We start from the raw sequence: 20,224 nt of genomic DNA, 5'->3' as shown, positions 1-20,224 counted from the left end.
GGCATAAATAGAGGCATACTTCTTACAAATACAACTTACCCATATAATTCCTCTTTATAATCTGATATAGCAAATACATAGTAAAATATTTTGACAGAAGTTGAGTTGTCAAGCCGCTCACTTTAATTGAGGATACCTCCCTAAAACTTTTTAGCAAAAATTTATCATAAATATGAGTGATATTGTGAGTGTTTTTTTTGACAGCTTAATGAGTTGTGCATTTTGTCGATATTTAAACCCTCTTTGTCGTAAGTGTCATGTTAATTGTTGATAACTTCTAATAAAATTTTGTAATGATTTAGAAGTTGTCTATCTTTTCCTCTTAAAGTATCTAGTGTTTAAATAGTAAACACTTTCATCAATACTAACTGACCAAAATCCTTTTAAAATCATCACGTATGATTCATAAAACTACCAAAACTCAATTTACTGCTTTCATTTTTTTTGTAACGCTTCTATTTTGTTCCTTTCAATTAGAGGCTCAAATTATTGCAGGTACTAATAGACCAAACCCTGATCCTGCAGGTCCCCCAGGAAACCCAGATGCTATTATAGCTGTAAATGCGGTTCTTGGGGCAGATGGAGTTACTTTTCAAGTGCAAGGAGCAGAAGCCTGTATTACGGGTGGAGGAGGCAATAATGGTAGTCCAGGTGAAGATCCAGAATGGCGATTTGATGTAGTTCTAGCAGATCCAGGTAACATATTGCCAGTTTCTGAGGATATAGAAATTAGAGTGTGTAGGCGTGGAGATTTTGGTCAAACCGCTGAAGCTGTTTTTATTTTAGATGAGGATTTAAATCAAGTAGGTATAATACCTGGTCAAGGTAATATATCTTTTGATTGTACATCGGGCCCTGTTTGTGAAGTAATTACAATAACATCTTGTGCATTTAATGCACAAACTGCAGATGGTGTTTTTAGTTTGACATTATATACAGATGGAGCAGCTTCTGGAAATACAGTAGGTGATTTTTGTAATGTCCCTCCGGGTCCTCAACAAGATATAACGCCAGCCGGATGTACTGGAGATTGTCTTACCTATAGTCAGTCCGTTCCATCTGGAGGTGGCAGGGTTTTTAATAACCAAGCAAATGGAGGGCCTATGGTAAACGCTGTGGCTGTAGCTGCAAACTGTGCATTTATTGATTATTTTATATTTCCGACAGGGGGTCTAGGGTTCACAATTGATGGTACAGATTCTATAGCTCTTGATGGCGAAGATTATTGTGTAGGTGAGTCTGTATTTATACCATCAGCATCTGGAGCTGGACAGCAGTTTACTGTTTCTGTAGATGGAGGTCCTGCACAGGTGATTGGTGGAGGTGGCCAAGATGTTAATTATACATTTGCTTCCCCTGGAACCTATGTAATATGTAATGTAATCGATCCAGGCGGGTGCGCAGAACAACGATGCACTACTCTTAATGTAGTAGGTGCTCCTATAGGAGAAGCGGGTCCAGATGAAGAGATTTGTGAAACAGCGTCTACATATAGTCTTACGGGAGCAAACATAGTTGCAGATATCGTATTATGGGAAACTACTGGAGACGGTGCTTTTAATGATGTTTCTGCGACTAATCCAATTTATACGTTAGGATCTGCAGATCAAAGTGCCACTTCGATACAGCTTTCTGTTACAGTATCTAATACAGATATGATTTGTGACCCTACGACAGATAGTCTTATATTAACTAGAATAGAAGAAGCAACGGTTGAGGCAGGAAATGATATTGAATTATGTAATGATTTTGGTAGTTATATACTTTCAAGTGCTTCTATAGGTGGTGGGGCAACTACTGGTCTATGGACCATTACACAACCAAGCGGTGGTGATGGAGTAGTTAATCCAGCAACAGCGACATCAAATCCGGAAAGTGCTAGTTTTTCTGCAACAGTACCAGGTGATTATATATTGACATTAACGACAAACACGGATACTCCATGCCCTGTGATTTTTGATACCGTTACCATTACGGTAGATGAAGCTCCAACTGCAAGCGTGGGTACAGAGAAAGCAGCTACAATTTGCTCAAATGAGATGTATCAATTTACAGATGGTACTTCTTCAATAGGAGGAACTCCATCAGATGTAATCAGCTGGTCAACTAGTGGAAATGGAGTTTTTAGTAGTCTCACCGCTGAAAATCCAGCGTATACACCAAGTACTGATGATATTACGGCGACAACAATAACCCTAACTAAGACAGTGACAGGAACTGGCGGTTGTCTTACAAATACCGCATCAGATACCTTTACCCTTTCCATAAGTGAAGAGCCTACTGTTGAAGCAGGAAATCCAGTTACATTGTGTATTGATTTTGGTACTTATCAACTCTCAGGTGCTTCCATAGGTGGGGGTGCTACAACGGGAATATGGGCTGTAACTACAAATGCAGGAGATGGAGCTGTTAGTCCAACTACTGCTACTACTTCACCAGAAACAGCAAACTTTACGGCAACTACAGCTGGAACATATATACTAACTTTAACTACAGATGCTGCTTCACCTTGTACTCCTGTTGAAGATACTCTAGTAATTACTGTAGTAGAACCGGAGCTTAACAGTATTCAAGACCTTATAGGGTGCGCAGTGCCGGGTGCTGTGCTAAACGCTAATGATGGAATCACTTTTGATTCGAATATATCTGTTACTTGGTATACTTCACTTACGGGAGGAAGTCCTATTACAGGTCAACCTGAATTAAATACAGCAGGAACGATTTCGTATTTTGCTGAAATTACAGACACTTCTATTTCTTGTACAAATCCAGAACGAGAAGAAGTTGTATTAACGCTTGTAGATCCACCATTCCCAAACTTCATTGAAGCGGTTTGTTCTGGAGAAGTATTAAATATTGGAGTTGCATCTGTATCTCCTTCTTACACAGTTGTATCTTCTGATCAATTAAACGTGCCAGCGGGTCCCGATCGACCAACTCCATCCTCACAAAATATTACTGACACTTACGTAAATAGGACAGCAAATGATGTAATAATTACTTATACGTTAACGGTAAGTGATCCCGTAGCTTGTCAAGGGGAAATTTTTGATGTCGTTGTAACTGTCTCTCCAGAACCTGTAATTTCAAATACGTTGGATACGGCTGTATGTAGCGATAATCCTATTGGAGTAGTTTTAGATGTATTAAGTACAAGTACGGCTGCCGCTACATACAGACTCGCAAGTGTTACACCAGATGCTGGATTAATTGCTAGTGGTTCAAATGCTGCAACTGCAAATGGCTTAGCGGCAGATGCTATTCAAAATGACATTTTTTCAAACAATACAGGTACTTCTTTAAATGTTGAATATGTTGTAGAGCCTACATCTTCAGCAGGTTGTGTTGGTGAGCCTGAAACCATAATAGTAACTATAGAGCCATCTCCCACAGTAGATGCAGGACCTGACGCGGCTAGTATATGCTCTGACGAGACCTATACTGTGGTAGGTAGTACTTCTGCAAACGGAACGATAGTCTGGAGCACTAGTGGTACAGGTACATTTAATAACAACTCTATAGATAATCCAATTTATACAGTAAGTGGCCAAGATATTTCTGCAGGAGAGGTGACCTTAACAAAAACAGTTACGGGAACTGGTGTTTGTATGTTAAATTCAGCTTCTGATAATACGGTTCTTACTATAAGTGAACTTCCTATTGTAGACGCAGGTATCAATCAGGTTCTATGTTCAGATAATAGTCCATTTGTATTAAGTGGAGCATCAATTGGAGGAGGAGCTACAACAGGAGTATGGACCATAACATCTCAGCCTGGAACAGATGGAATACTAAGTGATGATACACCTACAGTAGATCCAGAAACGGTAAGCTTAACAGCTACCACTCCAGGGGTATACATCTTAACCTTAACTACAGATTTTACCACCCCCTGCTTAGAAGCGTCTGATAGTATATCAATAACGGTAGAAGATGAACCAACTGTTGAAGCCGGTCCTGAAACAGCAATTATATGCTCTGATGAGATGTACAATGTTATGGGTAGTACCTCTACTAATGGTACAATTACTTGGAGCACAAGTGGAACTGGAACTTTTAATAACACTAGTGCCGAAAATCCAATCTATACTGCTAGTGTGCAAGACATAACTGCAGGTGAGGTTACACTAACAAAAACTGTTACCGGAACTGGAGCTTGTGCTTCAAGTTCTGTGTCTGATGATACTGTTCTTACAATTAGTGAGGAGCCAACTGTAAATGCAGGAATAGATGCTGCTCTATGTTCAGATTTTGGACCCTATACACTTAGCGATGCCACAATAGGTGGTGGAGCTACTACTGGTATCTGGTCAATTACTACAAGTCCAGCTGGAGGTGATGGTGTTTTAAGTTCAGTCACTGCGTCTGCCACTCCTGAATCCGTAACGTTTACTGCTACAGTGCCGGGAAATTATATTTTAACTTTAACAACAGATTTTGTAGCGCCTTGTGAGGCTGCTACAGATATGGTGACAATTGTAGTAGAAGATGAGCCTACTGTAGATGCCGGCCCTGCAACAGCAACTATTTGTTCAGACGGAATGTATCCAGTATCTGGGAGCACATCCTCAAATGGTACAATTGTTTGGACTACTAGTGGATCTGGTTCTTTTTCTAATGCTACCATCGATAATCCGGTATATACGGCAAGTGCTTTGGATATTAGCGCAGGTACAATCACCCTTACTAAAACAGTATCGGGATCTGGAGCTTGTGCTTCAAGTTCAGTGTCGGATAGTACTATTCTCACAATTAATGAGGAGCCAACAGTAGAGGCAGGAAGTGCGGTAACATTATGTATTGATTTTGGTACATATCAATTAGCAGATGCTAGTATAAGTGGAGGAGCGACAACGGGTACTTGGACAGTAAGTACAAATCCTGGGGATGGAGCTGTTACACCTAATACAGCTACTTCTTCTCCTGATACTGCCAATTTTATGGCAACTACACCAGGTACTTATGTGTTAACATTAACTACAGATGCAGCTGCTCCTTGTGTGCCTGCTTCAGATACGGTAACCATAATTGTTGTTGAACCACAGTTAAATTCTATACAAGATTTAATAGGTTGTGCAGTAGCAGGAGCAGAACTTAATGCAAATGATGCTATAACTTCTGATGCAAACATATCGGTTGATTGGTATACTACAGCGACTGGGGGAACACCAATAGCTGGTGAGCCTGAACTTACTGCTGCAGGATCAATATCTTATTTTGCTGAAATTTCAGATTCTAGTATTCCGTGTACTAACCCTGTAAGAGAAGAAGTTGTTCTAACATTAGTAGATCCGCCATTTCCAAATTTCGCGGAAGCGGTCTGCTCAGGAACAGCATTAAATATAGGTGTTTCTTCTGTTACACCATCCTATACGGTAGTATCTTCAGATGAGCTAAATGTTCCAGCGGGACCTGCTCGACCAACACCTTCTGCAACAAATATTACAGATACTTATGTTAACAGAACAGCAGACATTGTTACAATAACATATACATTAACGGTCAGTAATCCAATGGCTTGTGAGGGGGAAGTGTTTGATGTTATAGTAACTGTCTCACCAGAGCCAGTTGTGTCAAATTTACTGAATACGACCATTTGTAGTGACAGTCCTACGGGTATCAGGTTAGGAGTTCTGACAACTAGTACAGAGGCTACTTCTTACAGGCTCGTAAGCACAACGGCGGAAAGTGGACTTGTTCCTGGCGTGGCTAATGCTGTAAGTACTTCAGGGCTAGATGCAAATGCAATAGAAAATGATGTCTTTACAAATAATACAGGCGCCTCATTAACTGTAGATTACGTTGTAGAAGCAACATCATTAGCAGGTTGTGTGGGACCTCAAGAAACAATTACAGTAACTGTTGAGCCAGCTCCTATGGTAGATGCAGGTGCAGCAACAGCAAGTATTTGTTCTGATGCAATGTATAACGTATCGGGTGGTACTTCTTCAAACGGAACTATAGAGTGGACAACAAGCGGATCTGGAATTTTTAATGACGCTTTCGCAGAAAATCCTATTTACACACCTAGTGAGCTTGATATTAATTCAGGAGAAGTCACGTTAACGAAAACAATATCGGGTTCTGGAGCTTGCTCAACTAATAAAGTTTCAGATAATACAATACTTACTATTACCGAAGAGCCTACAGTAGATGCGGGTCCAAATATAGTATTATGTTCAGATAATGGACCATATGTTTTAGGCAATGCTTCGATAGGAGGTGGTGCAACAACAGGAGTTTGGGAAGTGATTTCTCAACCTGCCGAAAGCATACTCAGTGATGATACACCTACGGCTAGTCCAGAAGCGGTAACATTTACGGCTGTTGTCCCAGGGGATTACGTACTTACATTGACAAGTGACTTTACGGCACCTTGTGCTGCTGCAACAGATACGGTAACCATTACTGTGGAAGATGAGCCAACAGTAGCAGTAACCTCACCAACGGCAACGATTTGTTTTGATGATATGTTTACTGTTGCTGGAAGTACTTCTACCAACGGAACAATTGCTTGGACTACTAGTGGAACAGGAACTTATGACAATGCTACGGCAGAGAATCCAATATACACTGCGAGTACACAAGATGTAAGCGCAGGAGTAATAACACTTACCAAAACAGTAACAGGAACAGGAGCTTGTGCTTCGAGTACAGTATCTGCCTCAATAGCCTTAACCATCAGTGAAGAGCCAACAGTTGAAGCTGGAGCCGCTGCTTCCTTATGTTCTGATGCTAGTCCTTATACATTAAGTGATGCTACTATCAGTGGCGGAGCGACTATGGGAACTTGGTCACTAACGGCAAGTCCTGCAGGTGGTGATGGAGCATTAAGCTCTACTGCTGCAACAGCTAATCCTGAAACAGTAACTTTTACAGCTACGGTACCTGGAGATTACATACTTACATTAACAAGTGACTTTACAGCACCTTGTGTTGCTGCCACAGATACGGTAACGATTACTGTGGAAGATGAGCCAACAGTAGCAGTAGCATCACCAACGGCAACGATTTGTTTTGATGATATGTTTACGGTTGCTGGAAGTACTTCTACCAACGGAACGATTGCTTGGACTACTAGTGGGTCCGGATTCTTTTCAGATAATACTATTGATAATCCTGTGTATACTGCAAGTCAATTAGATGTAGACGGAGGTTCGGTGACGCTAACAAAGACAGTAACTGGAACAGGCGCTTGTGCTTCAAGTACAGTGTCAGCTTCAATAGCATTAACAATCAGCGAAGAGCCAACAGTGGAAGCTGGAGCCGCTGCTTCCTTATGTTCTGATGCTGGTCCTTATACCTTAAGTGATGCTACCATCGGTGGCGGAGCTACGATGGGAACTTGGTCACTAACGACAAGTCCTGCAGGTGGAGATGGAGTATTAAGCTCAACGGTTTCTACAGCTACTCCTGAAACAGTAACATTTACAGCTACGGTACCTGGAAATTATGTATTAACATTAACATCTGACTTTACAGCACCTTGCGTTGCTGCAACAGATACGGTAACGATTACTGTGGAAGATGAGCCAACAGTAGCAGTGGCATCACCAACGGCAACGATTTGTTTTGATGATATGTTTACGGTCGCTGGAAGTACTTCTACCAACGGAACGATTGCTTGGACGACTAGTGGATCTGGATCTTTTACAGATAACACGATTGACAATCCTGTGTACACAGCAAGCGCACTTGACGTGGATGCAGGAGTAATAACACTTACCAAAACAGTAACTGGAACAGGAGCTTGTACTTCGAGTACAGTATCTGCTTCAATAGCATTAACAATCAGTGAAGAGCCAACAGTTGAAGCTGGAGCAGCTGCTTCTTTATGTTCTGATAATGGCGCATATACTTTAAGTGATGCTACAATTGGTGGCGGAGCTACGATGGGAACTTGGTCGCTTACGACCAGTCCTGCAACAGGGGATGGAGCATTAAGCTCTACTACTGCAACAGCTAATCCAGAAACGGTAACTTTTACAGCTACGGTACCTGGAGATTACATACTGACATTGACAAGTGACTTTACTGCACCTTGCGTTGCAGCAACAGATACGGTAACAATAACTATAGAAGATGAGCCAACAGTAACAGTGGCATCACCAACGGCAACTATTTGTTTTGATAATATGTTTACAGTTGCTGGAAGCACATCGACCAACGGAACGATTGCTTGGACTACTAGTGGAACAGGTACCTATGACAATGCTACGGCAGAAAACCCAATATATACAGCGAGTACACAAGATGTAAGCGCTGGAGTAGTAACACTAACAAAGACAGTAACTGGAACAGGCGCTTGTGCTTCGAGTACAGTATCTGCTTCAATAGCCTTAACGATTAGCGAAGAGCCAACAGTTGAAGCTGGAGCAGCTGCTTCTTTATGTTCTGATAATGGCGCATATATTTTAAGTGATGCTACCATCGGTGGTGGAGCTACTACGGGAACTTGGTCACTAACGACAAGTCCTGCAGGTGGTGATGGAGCATTAAGCTCAACTGCTGCAACAGCTACTCCTGAGACAGTAACTTTTATAGCTACGGTACCTGGAGATTACATACTGACATTAACAAGTGACTTTACAGCACCTTGTGTTGCTGCAACAGATACGGTAACCATTACTGTGGAAGATGAGCCAACAGTAGCAGTAGCATCACCAACGGCAACTATCTGTTTTGATGATATGTTTACGGTCGCTGGAAGTACATCTACCAACGGAACAATTGCTTGGACTACTAGTGGAACAGGAACTTATGACAATGCTACGGCAGAGAATCCAATATACACTGCGAGTACAGAAGATGTAAGCGCAGGAGTAATAACACTTACCAAAACAGTAACTGGAACAGGAGCTTGTGCTTCGAGTACAGTATCTGCTTCAATAGCATTAACAATCAGTGAAGAGCCAACGGTGGAAGCTGGAGCAACTGCTTCTTTATGTTCTGATAATGGCGCATATACTTTAAGTGATGCTACCATCGGTGGTGGAGCGACAATGGGAACTTGGTCACTAATGACCAGTCCTGCAGGTGGTGACGGAGCATTAAGCTCAACTGCTGCGACAGCTAACCCTGAAACAGTAACATTTACAGCTACGGTGCCTGGAGATTATGTATTGACATTATCAAGTGACTTTACAGCACCTTGTGTTGCTGCAACAGATACGGTGACCATTACCGTGGAAGATGAGCCAACAGTTGACGCAGGACCAGCTACAGCTGAAATTTGTGATGATGAAATGTATACAGTTGTAGGAGGTTTGTCTACCAACGGAACAATTGCTTGGACTACAAGTGGAACTGGTAATTTTTCAAGTACAACAGTTGATAATCCAATCTATACTCCAAGTACTTTAGATATTAATTCGGGATCAGTAACGCTTACGAAAACTCTTACGGGATTAGGTGCTTGTTCTTCTTCAATAGTTTTTGATACTACAGTGCTTACAATTAATTTACTGCCAACACCAACAATTACAGCACCTAGTAATGTTTGTACAGGAGAGCCAGCACTAGATCTGACTACTGCAGTTTCACCTGCTTTTGCAACTGGAGGTGCAGGAACAACTATTACTATAGATGGTGTAGTAAATACAACCTTTGATCCAGCGGTTGAAACTCCTGGACCACACACAATAGAATATACTTTCGTAGACCCTGTTACTGGATGTACAAATTCCGTTACAACTACGATTATTGCTTGTGCTCCATCACTCGACCTTGTAAAAACAAGTGCTTATGCAGATACCAATGGAGATGGTGTGGTAAGTCCTGGAGATATGATTGCTTACACTTTTGTGGTAACAAACACGGGTAATGTAACAGTAACATCGATTGATGTGACAGATACTAATTTGACGCCAAGTTTAGTAGGTACGATTGCGAGTCTAGCTCCAATGGCCAACCAAACACTAACGGCTAGTTATACCATTACTCAGGAAGATGTAAATGCAGGAGAGGTAATCAATGAAGCGGTTGCTTCTGGTGAGGATCCAAATGGAAATACGGTAAGTGATGATTCTGATTCTGGTAACCCAGCAGATGATTCTGGAGCTGGTGATGATGATACGGTAACTCCGCTACCATCTTCTTCAGAGCTTACTCTTGTTAAGAGTTCTTCTTTTGATGCGGCTTCTAATAGTATTACCTATACGTATATCGTTGAGAATACTGGTAACACTACAGTAAATGACATTACGATTGCAGAGACTACATTTACAGGTACAGGAACAACACCAACGCCAGTTTATTCGGCTGGAGGTTTTGATCTAGATGGTGATTCAGATGCTTTTGATGCAAGTCCTGGAGATGTGTTACAGTTTACTGCTACTTATGTATTAACTCAAGCAGATATTGATTCTGGAGTTGTCGACAATGAAGCGCTTGCTAGCGGAACAGATCCAGCAGGAGCGACAGTAACAGATGCTTCTGATTCTGGTAATGCTGCAGATGATACTGGAGCTGGAGATGATACGACGAGTACTCCAATCCCTGCAATGCCAATGATTGAGCTTGTAAAATCAAGTACGTATGTAGATAATGCTCCTGCCGGACTTACAGTAGGAGATCAAATCGATTATATCTACACGGTTGAAAACACCGGAAATGTAACTGCCAGTGATGTGACGGTAGCTGAGACTAGCTTCTCGGGAACTGGAACAACACCTACACCATTATACCAAATGGGTGGTGGTGATCTTGATGGTGACGGTGATGCATTTGATGCAGCACCTGGTGATGTACTTACATTTACTGCGAGCTACATCTTAACACAAGATGACATCAACGCTGGAACGGTAGTAAACGAAGCAACAGCTTCGGCAACAGATCCAAGTGGAAACCCAGTAACAGATGCTTCTGATTCTGGTAACGCTGCTGACGATACTGGAGCTGATGATGATGCTACTGTGACGCTACTTCCTGTGGTGAGTGAGATAGCTTTCGCGAAAGCGGTATCGGCACTTACAGATACCAACGGCGACGGTCTTTTAGGAGCAGGAGATCAAGTGATTTATACCTTCACAGTAACAAATACTGGAAGTACAACAGTTAGTAATCTTACTGTAAACGATGCAACGATAGGACTTAGTAATGCAGTGGTAACGCCATCTACATTACAACCTACGGAGATGGGAAGTGTAACAGCCAACTATATCTTAACTCAGGCCGATGTAAATGCTGGGAATGTAGAAAACACAGCAACGGCAACAGGAACAGATCCAAATGGAGCTGCTGTAACCGATGTGTCTGATAGTACAAATCCTAATGATGACGAAGGTCAACCAGGAAACTCAGATGCAGATGCAGATGATACGAATGATCCAACGAACTTACCAATACCTGCAACACCTGCACTCGCTCTTGTAAAGACAAGTGCTTATGCAGATACCAATGGTGATGGAGTGGTAAGTCCTGGAGATATGATTGCTTATACCTTTGTGGTGACTAACACAGGTAATGTAACGGTAACATCGATTGATGTAACAGATACTAATTTGACGCCAAGTTTAGTAGGTACAATTGCGAGTCTAGCTCCAATGGCCAACCAAACACTAACGGCTAGTTACACCATTACTCAGGCAGATGTAAATGCTGGGCAGGTAATCAATGAAGCAGTTGCTTCTGGTGAGGATCCTAACGGAAATACGGTAAGTGATGATTCTGATTCTGGTAACCCAGCAGATGATTCTGGAGCTGGTGATGATGATACGGTAACTCCGCTGCCATCTTCTTCAGGGCTTACTCTTGTTAAGAGTTCTTCTTTTGATGCGGCTACTAATAGTATTACTTATACCTATATCGTTGAGAATACTGGTAACACTACTGTAAATGACATTACGATAGCAGAAACTACATTTACAGGTACAGGAACAACACCAACGCCAGTTTATTCAGCTGGAGGTTTTGATTTGGATGGTGATGCAGATGCTTTTGATGCAAGTCCTGGAGATGTGCTACAGTTTACTGCTACTTATGTATTAACTCAAGCAGATATTGATGCTGGAGTTGTAGACAATGAAGCGCTTGCTAGCGGAACAGATCCAGCAGGAGCGACAGTAACAGATGCTTCTGATTCTGGTAATGCTGCAGATGATACTGGAGCTGGAGATGATACGACGAGTACTCCAATCCCTGCAATGCCAATGATTGAGCTTGTAAAATCAAGTACGTATGTAGATAATGCTCCTGCCGGACTTACAGTAGGAGATCAAATCGATTATATCTACACGGTTGAAAACACCGGAAATGTAACTGCCAGTGATGTGACGGTAGCTGAGACTAGCTTCTCGGGAACTGGAACAACACCTACACCATTATACCAAATGGGTGGCGGAGATCTTGACGGTAATGGTGACGCATTTGATGCAGCACCTGGCGATGTACTTACATTTACTGCGAGCTATATTTTAACACAAGATGATATCAATGCTGGAACGGTAGTGAACGAAGCAACAGCTTCGGCAACAGATCCAAGTGGTAACCCAGTAACAGATGCTTCTGATTCTGGTAACGCTGCTGACGATACTGGAGCTGATGATGATGCTACTGTAACGCCACTTCCTGTGGTGAGTGAGATTGCTTTCGCGAAATCGGTATCGGCACTTACAGATACCAACGGCGATGGTTTATTAGGAGCAGGAGATCAAGTGACTTATACCTTTACAGTAACAAATACTGGAAGTACAACAGTTAGTAATCTTACAGTAAACGATGCAACGATAGGACTTAGTAATGCAGTGGTAACTCCATCTACGTTACAACCTACGGAGATGGGAAGTGTAACAGCCAACTATATCTTAACTCAGGCCGATGTAAATGCTGGGAATGTAGAAAACACAGCAACGGCAACAGGAACAGATCCAAATGGAGTTGCTGTAACCGATGTGTCTGATAGTGCAAATCCTAATGATGACGAAGGTCAACCAGGAAACTCAGATGCAGATGCAGATGATACGAATGATCCAACGAACTTACCAATACCTGCAACACCTGCTTTAGCTCTTGTAAAGACTAGTGCTTATGCAGATACCAATGGTGATGGTGTGGTAAGTCCTGGAGATATGATTGCTTACACTTTTGTGGTAACTAACACAGGTAATGTAACGGTAACATCGATTGATGTGACAGATACTAATTTGACGCCAAGTTTAGTAGGTACGATTGCGAGTCTAGCTCCAATGGCCAATCAAACACTAACGGCTAGTTATACCATTACTCAGGCAGATGTAAACGCAGGAGAGGTGATCAATGAAGCGGTTGCTTCTGGTGAGGATCCTAACGGAAATACGGTAAGTGATGATTCTGATTCTGGTAACCCAGCAGATGATTCTGGAGCTGGTGATGATGATACGGTAACTCCGCTACCATCTTCTTCAGAGCTTACTCTTGTTAAGAGTTCAAGTATAGACATTGCGTCAAATACAATTACTTACACATACACTGTAGAGAATACTGGGAATGTAGCAGTATTTGATATAGTACTTGTTGAAACGGCCTTCTCAGGAACTGGTACTACGCCTGTACCTGTATATACAGGAGGCGGAGTTGATTTAGATGGCGATGCAGATGCTTTTGATGCAAGCCCAGGAGATATGCTCTTCTTTGCAGCTAGCTACTTGCTAACGCAAATTGATATTGATGCTGGAGTAGTTACAAATCAAGCTGAAGTAAACGGTACATCTCCAAATGGAGCGACAGTATCTGATGAGTCTGATTCTGGCAACGATGGTGATAATACTGGTAATGATAATGATCCTACTAATACATTTATACCTCAAGATGCAAGTATGAATCTTGATAAGATTGGAGTTCTTGAGGATGGAGGTGATGGATTACAAGCTGGTGATATTATTACATACACATTTACTCTAACAAATACTGGAACAACAACAGTTGCAAATCCGGTACTAACAGATCAATTACTTGGAGGTGTTATTGCAGGTCCTGATTCGGGAGATGTAAGTAACGTGTCTGTTCTTGATGTAGATGAAGTGTGGATTTACACAGCGACCTACGCATTAACACAAGATGATGTAGATGCTGGAATGGTCGTGAATACAGCAACTATTGCTGGAAGCGCACCTAACGGAGAACCTGTGGTAGACACATCTGATGATCCGAACGATAACACTAACGTTGATCCTAATACAGATGGTAATCCTGATGACCCAACAATTGTTGATTTCGGATGTATGCCTAATATATCTCTGTTTAAAGAAGATATCGCATTTAGTGGTGACGTTACAAACCCAGTCCCAGGTGATATTATTACTTGGCAATTTACAGCTGTAAATACGGGTAACATTACGTTATTAAATGCAGAGATATTTGACGCACTTCTTGGAGGATTTGTTGGTGAATTTGAAGAAATATTAGTTGGACAATCTCTAACAACCACACAAACATATACTATCACACAAGATGATATTGATACGGGTTACGTGCTCAATACTGCATTTATTGTTGCAGACCCTGTGGGAGCAGATTGTGATGAAGTAAGAGATGTTTCTCATGATAGAGACTTTGCAACAAGTGGAGTTGATTCTGATGGAGATGGTGATCCTTCTAATGATGTTCTAGTAGATTCTGATGGAGATGGAGATCCTGATAACGATACGGAAGTGTTCTTGCAGCAAAATCCAGTGATTGTTATAACTAAAACGTTCGTTTATTTAGATACAAATGGTAATGGCTCTATAGACTTGGGTGATCAATTACAATATAACTTTGTCGTAGTTAATAACGGAAATGTTACTATTACAGATGTTGTTGTAAATGATCCATTATTAGGTGGTATTGTTGGAGTGATTGATGTACTCACACCTTCTGATACAGGTAATGTAACTGCTACTTATAACTTAACACAGGCGGATATTGATACAGGAAGTGTTACTAATACAGCCACGGCTATTGGTAATGATCCATTTGATAACGATGTTACCTCTGCAGATACAGTTGTATTTGATATAGATGATATGGGAGGTATTGATTTAGTAAAAGCAGCCCAGCTACAAGACACGAACAATAGTAACACCGTAGATGTGGGAGATGAAATCTTATATATGTTTACAGTTACTAATACTGGGAATGTAACAGTCACTAATGTTGAAATAAACGATAGTACAATCGGAGTAAGTAACCTACCTATTGTGCCTAGTACATTGCAGCCTGGAGAAAGTGGAATTGCAGTAGATGCATATGTCCTTACACTAGATGATGTCATGGTAGGAATGATTATAAACTCGGCAGAAGCAAGTGCGATAGATGCAATGGGGCAGCCGCTTATGGATGTGTCGGATAGTGCTAATCCTGCAGACGATACTGGAGCAGGAGATGACCCTACGGTAACAATGTTTGAAGTAGCTAATATTTCTTTACAGAAAATGGGAGAATACATTGATACTAACCTCAATAATATAGTAGATCAAGGTGACCGTATTGAATACATGTTTACTGTGACAAATACTGGTAACACACCATTGTTTGATGTAAGTGTCGACGATAGCTTAGTAGAGGTAGATGGAGGTCCAATTGATCTCGCAATAGGGGAGACTGACAGTTCTACATTCAGCGCTAGTTATATTCTTACTAATGAGGATGTGGCCAACGGAAGTGTTTTAAACACAGCTACTGTAACTGCAAGAACTGCAAATGGAGCCATTGTAACAGATGTTTCAGATGATCCTACAAACCCTACAGATAATGATGAGAATAATGATGGTGAACCAGATGATCCTACTATTACAGTATTGGATGTAGAGCAAGATTTGGAAATATTCAATGAAATTTCTCCAAATGGCGATGGTGTAAATGAAACCTTTGTTATTCAAGGATTACAAAATTATCCTAACAATGTTCTTCGCATTTATAACAGATGGGGTAATGTTGTTTTTGAAGAAGCAAACTATCAAAATAACTTTGATGGTACTTCAAATGGTCGAGCAACAGTTGAAAGAGGTGAGAAACTGCCAGTAGGAACATATTATTATCTTTTAGACCTTAATGATGGAAGTTCAGGTCGTGCAGGATGGTTATATATAAACAGATAATTTAAGGTGTATAAGCACTAAAAATAAAAAGTATGAATGTAAAGCTTAGAGTATTAATAGTAGGTTTATTAGGTCTATCCTTCCAAACGCTATTTGCGCAGCAAGATCCCCAGTTTACACAATATATGTACAATACATTGAGTGTAAATCCAGCATATGCTGGATCTAGAGGTCACGCTTCTGCGATTGGGGTGTTGAGATCGCAATGGGTTGGTCTTGATGGAGCTCCTAGAACACAGACTTTTTCCTTAGACACTCCAATTGGTGAACATGTAGGTCTTGGTTTGGCAATAGCAAACGATGAACTTGGTCCCTCTAAGGAAACGTATCTAGATCTTAATTTTTCATATACGATAATGACTTCAGACACTCGTAAGCTTTCGTTTGGGTTAAAAGGAGGTGGGCGTTTCTTAGATATTGATTTTTCTAAGGGTAATGCTCAAAGTCAAGATGTACTTTTTCAAAATAATGTGAGTGAATTTTTACCTACTCTAGGAGCAGGTGTCTATTGGCATAATGATCGTAACTATCTTGGGTTTTCAATCCCAAATTTATTTACAGATCAAACCTATGATGATATACAGCAAACTGTAGCTGCCGAAAGACTTCACTTATTTATAATAGGAGGTATTGTTACAGATCTTAGTAGTACGACAAAATTTAAACCAGCTTTCCTTGTAAAGAGTGTTACGGGAGCTCCGCTTATTGTGGATTTATCTGCAAATTTTATGTTTTATGAAAAGCTGAGATTAGGGCTTTCTTATAGATGGGATGATTCTGTAAGTGGTCTTGCAGGATTCCAGATAACACCACAGCTACTGGTAGGGTATTCTTATGATTATACTACTACAGAACTACAGCGATTTAATACTGGAAGCCATGAGATTACAATGAGATTTGATCTTATCTCAAAAACAAAGAAAATTAAATCACCTCGTTTCTTTTAAATTATAAATAATGACAAAGAATATTACGATACTTCTGCTACTTTTTTCTGTCTCTCTCTTTGCACAGAAAACATATAAAAACGCAGATAAGTTATTTGAACAAATGCGCTATGTTGAAGCGGCAGCTGTCTATGAGAAAGCAATAGATAGAGGAGATAATTTTATGGTTCTTCTGCAGAAGGCTGGAGATTCATATTACTTCAATACTAATATGGAGGAGGCTTATAAGTGGTATGATCTGCTTGTGAGTCAATATAGAGATGAAGTCGATGCTGAGTATTTATTTCGATTTGCACACTCACTTCAAGGTATTGGGGATTATAAAGCGGCAAAAAAGTGGATGAAAGCTTTCGCGAAAGCGTCAACTAAAAATGATAAACGTATTGATGATTATGCTCAGAAAGAACGCACTCTGGCAGATGTGCTAGCGATTCCTGCGCAATTTGAGCTTAAAAACTTGTCAATAAATACAGCGTATTCAGATTTTGGACCTGCATATTATGGAAATAAACTTGTGTACTCATCTGCTGTGGATACGTCTTATTATATCAAAAGAAGGTATCATTGGAACGATCAGCCATTTTTAGATTTTTATATAGGACAAATAAACGCTGCCGAGAATGAAGTAAAAAGAGAAAAAATATTTTCTAAGATTATAAATACAAAATATCACGAGGCTACAATTGCTTTTACTAATGATGGTAATCGTATTTACTTTACTAGAAATAACTATGATGGAGATTTAAAAAGAGGAGAGGATGGAATTAGCCATCTTAAATTATATACTGCGGTTAGGAATGACAGTCTAGATAGAAAGGACGACTGGAGTGATGTGCGTGAACTGCCATTTAATAGTAAGGATTACTCTACGGGTCATCCTACGCTTAGTGAAGATGGTAGTAAACTTTATTTTGTGTCAGACATGCCAGGAACAATAGGCGCTACAGATATATTTGTAGTAGATATATTGGGGGATAATACATATTCTACACCTCGAAATCTAGGGCCAAAAGTGAATACATCAGGAAGAGAAATGTTTCCTTTTATTGCAAAGGGAGTGATGTACTTTGCTTCGGATGGACATTTAGGTGTTGGTGGATTAGATGTTTTTGAAAGTAATATGGATAATGATTTATTCTCGGACCCTCGTAACCTAGGTAAGCCACTTAACAGTAAGTTGGATGATTTTGGTTTCATTATTAACGAAGAAGGAGAGCAAGGTTTTGTATGTTCAAACAGAGAAGGAGGAGTAGGCGATGATGATATTTATGCAATACAGCGTATTGCTCCTGAAGATGTTGTAAACGATTGTAAGCAACTTGTTAAAGGGTATGTGATTAACGCACGTACGCAAGAGCGTATAGCGGATGCTACAGTTTCTTTATTTGGGGAGAATGGAGTTAAGCTTTCTGAAACCGTAAGTAAAAGGAATGGAGATTATGTTTTTAATTTTGACCTTGACTGTGCTGAGCAATATGATATAAAAGTGAATAAATTAGGGTACACTCCTAATTCAAAAAATATTGTTACTTCTAGTATCTCATCAGAAACTGTAGTTCCCTTAGATCTTGAAACGCTAAGTGAACTTATTGTGGAAGATGGAGGTCTACTTAAAATTAAGGTTGGAATTATATTCTTTGATCTCAATAAGGACTACATACGTCCAGACGCTGCTATGGAGCTCAATAAGATTGTAACACTGTTGTCTCAACAACCATCTATAGAGATTAGAATAGAATCTCATACGGATGCCCGCGCAGATGATAATTATAATATGGAGCTCTCGCAAAGAAGGGCTATATCAACCAAAAATTACTTAATAAGACAAGGAATAGCAAAGGAGAGAATATTGTCTGCTCAAGGCTTTGGAGAAACGCAATTGCTTAATGATTGTTCTAATGGAGTGCAATGCGATGAAGTGCAGCATCAAATTAATAGAAGGTCAGAGTTTATTATAGAGAAAATGTAAGTATTCAGCAACATACTATTAGTTATTTTAAAGAAAAGCTCTCAAATAAAATTGAGAGCTTTTTTTTGCTTTGTCAAGAACTAGTATTTTCCAATTTTACAGGTGTTTTTTCTTAGTAAAAAACTCAAGATATAGAAAAGACTATTTATTTTTTCACAATAATGAGGTGTTTCTATTAAAAAAGTATCAAGGTAGTAAGAAATTACAGCATACTTTCATATACTTGCTTTCTCAAAAGATTTCACAATAACGTGAAGTAATTATTTTGTGATAGAATTAGAAGTATTTCATGCGAATTTTAGCGAAAGCACGCTACTTTAGAGATTACATACTAAAATAATTGTAATTAAAATAAGACGATGCTTTTCTATATTTGTTACAGTTAATCTAATTAATTACTATATTTAACCCTTTACTAATTTAAACTTTAAGATCAAGAGCAATGAAAAAATTATTCTCTATCATGGCAATTGCCGCTGTAGTAGTGTTAAGCACATTCACAGCAAACGCCAGTAACGCACAAACAACCCTTCCAGTACAAATCCAACAAATCGTTGCGAATGTAGATTCTGGTGCATCTTTTCAAGATGAAGCCGTAGCAGAAGAGCTTTCTTTTACGCAAGATTTGAAAAAACGATTCATTGAAGGAGGTCCTGGATTCATGGGGATTGTACTTTTATGTCTTATTTTAGGACTTGCAATTGCTATTGAGCGTATTATATATCTTAACCTAGCATCTACTAACACTAAGAAGTTAGCTCAAGATGTTGAAGATGCATTAAATAGTGGTGGTGTTGAAGCTGCAAAAGAAGTATGTCGTAACACTAAGGGGCCTGTTGCTTCTATCTACTACCAAGGTCTTGACCGTGTAGATGAAGGAGTAGAAGCTGCTGAAAAAGCTGTTGTAGCTTATGGTGGTGTTCAAATGGGACAACTTGAAAAGAACGTATCTTGGATTTCATTATTTATCGCTCTTGCACCAATGCTTGGTTTCATGGGTACGGTAATCGGTATGATTCAAGCCTTTGATAGAATTGAAGCAGCGGGTGATATGAATCCAGCTCTTGTAGCAGGAGGTATTAAAGTAGCACTTCTTACAACAGTATTTGGACTGATTGTGGCTATTATTCTTCAAATATTCTATAACTATATTATTGCAAAAATTGACAGTATCGTAAACGATATGGAAGATGCATCAATCACATTGATGGACATGCTTGTACGTTACAAGAAGTAATATATAGTAATCTTAA

General features: G+C 40.1%; 4 protein-coding genes. All 4 read left to right on the top strand.

Translation table 11 applies throughout. From position 1 onward, the window contains the following. The first annotated feature begins 398 nt into the window (after nucleotides 1-398). The 4 genes from JM84_RS14670 (at nucleotide 399) to JM84_RS14655 (ending at nucleotide 20,208) form a co-directional block, all read left to right on the top strand. A complete protein-coding gene (locus JM84_RS14670; RefSeq protein ID WP_144784954.1) occupies nucleotides 399-16,055 on the top strand; it encodes a gliding motility-associated C-terminal domain-containing protein in 15,657 nt (5,218 codons plus the stop codon). 32 nt (nucleotides 16,056-16,087) lie between these two features. Further along, a complete protein-coding gene (locus tag JM84_RS14665) occupies nucleotides 16,088-17,002 on the top strand; it encodes a type IX secretion system membrane protein PorP/SprF (protein ID WP_013751249.1) in 915 nt (304 codons plus the stop codon). A gap of 10 nt (nucleotides 17,003-17,012) precedes the next feature. After that, the gene (locus JM84_RS14660) at nucleotides 17,013-18,971 is read left to right on the top strand and encodes an OmpA family protein (RefSeq protein ID WP_013751250.1); all 1,959 of its coding nucleotides are present in this window, start codon (nucleotides 17,013-17,015) and stop codon (nucleotides 18,969-18,971) included. Between the two features lie 442 nt (nucleotides 18,972-19,413). Beyond that, the gene (locus tag JM84_RS14655; protein ID WP_041295665.1) at nucleotides 19,414-20,208 is read left to right on the top strand and encodes a MotA/TolQ/ExbB proton channel family protein; all 795 of its coding nucleotides are present in this window, start codon (nucleotides 19,414-19,416) and stop codon (nucleotides 20,206-20,208) included. Nucleotides 20,209-20,224 lie beyond the last annotated feature (16 nt).

It is taken from the genome of Dokdonia sp. Hel_I_63, from assembly GCF_007827285.1.
Lineage (GTDB): Bacteria > Bacteroidota > Bacteroidia > Flavobacteriales > Flavobacteriaceae > Dokdonia.
This window is presented reverse-complemented; position numbering and strand designations above follow the sequence as displayed.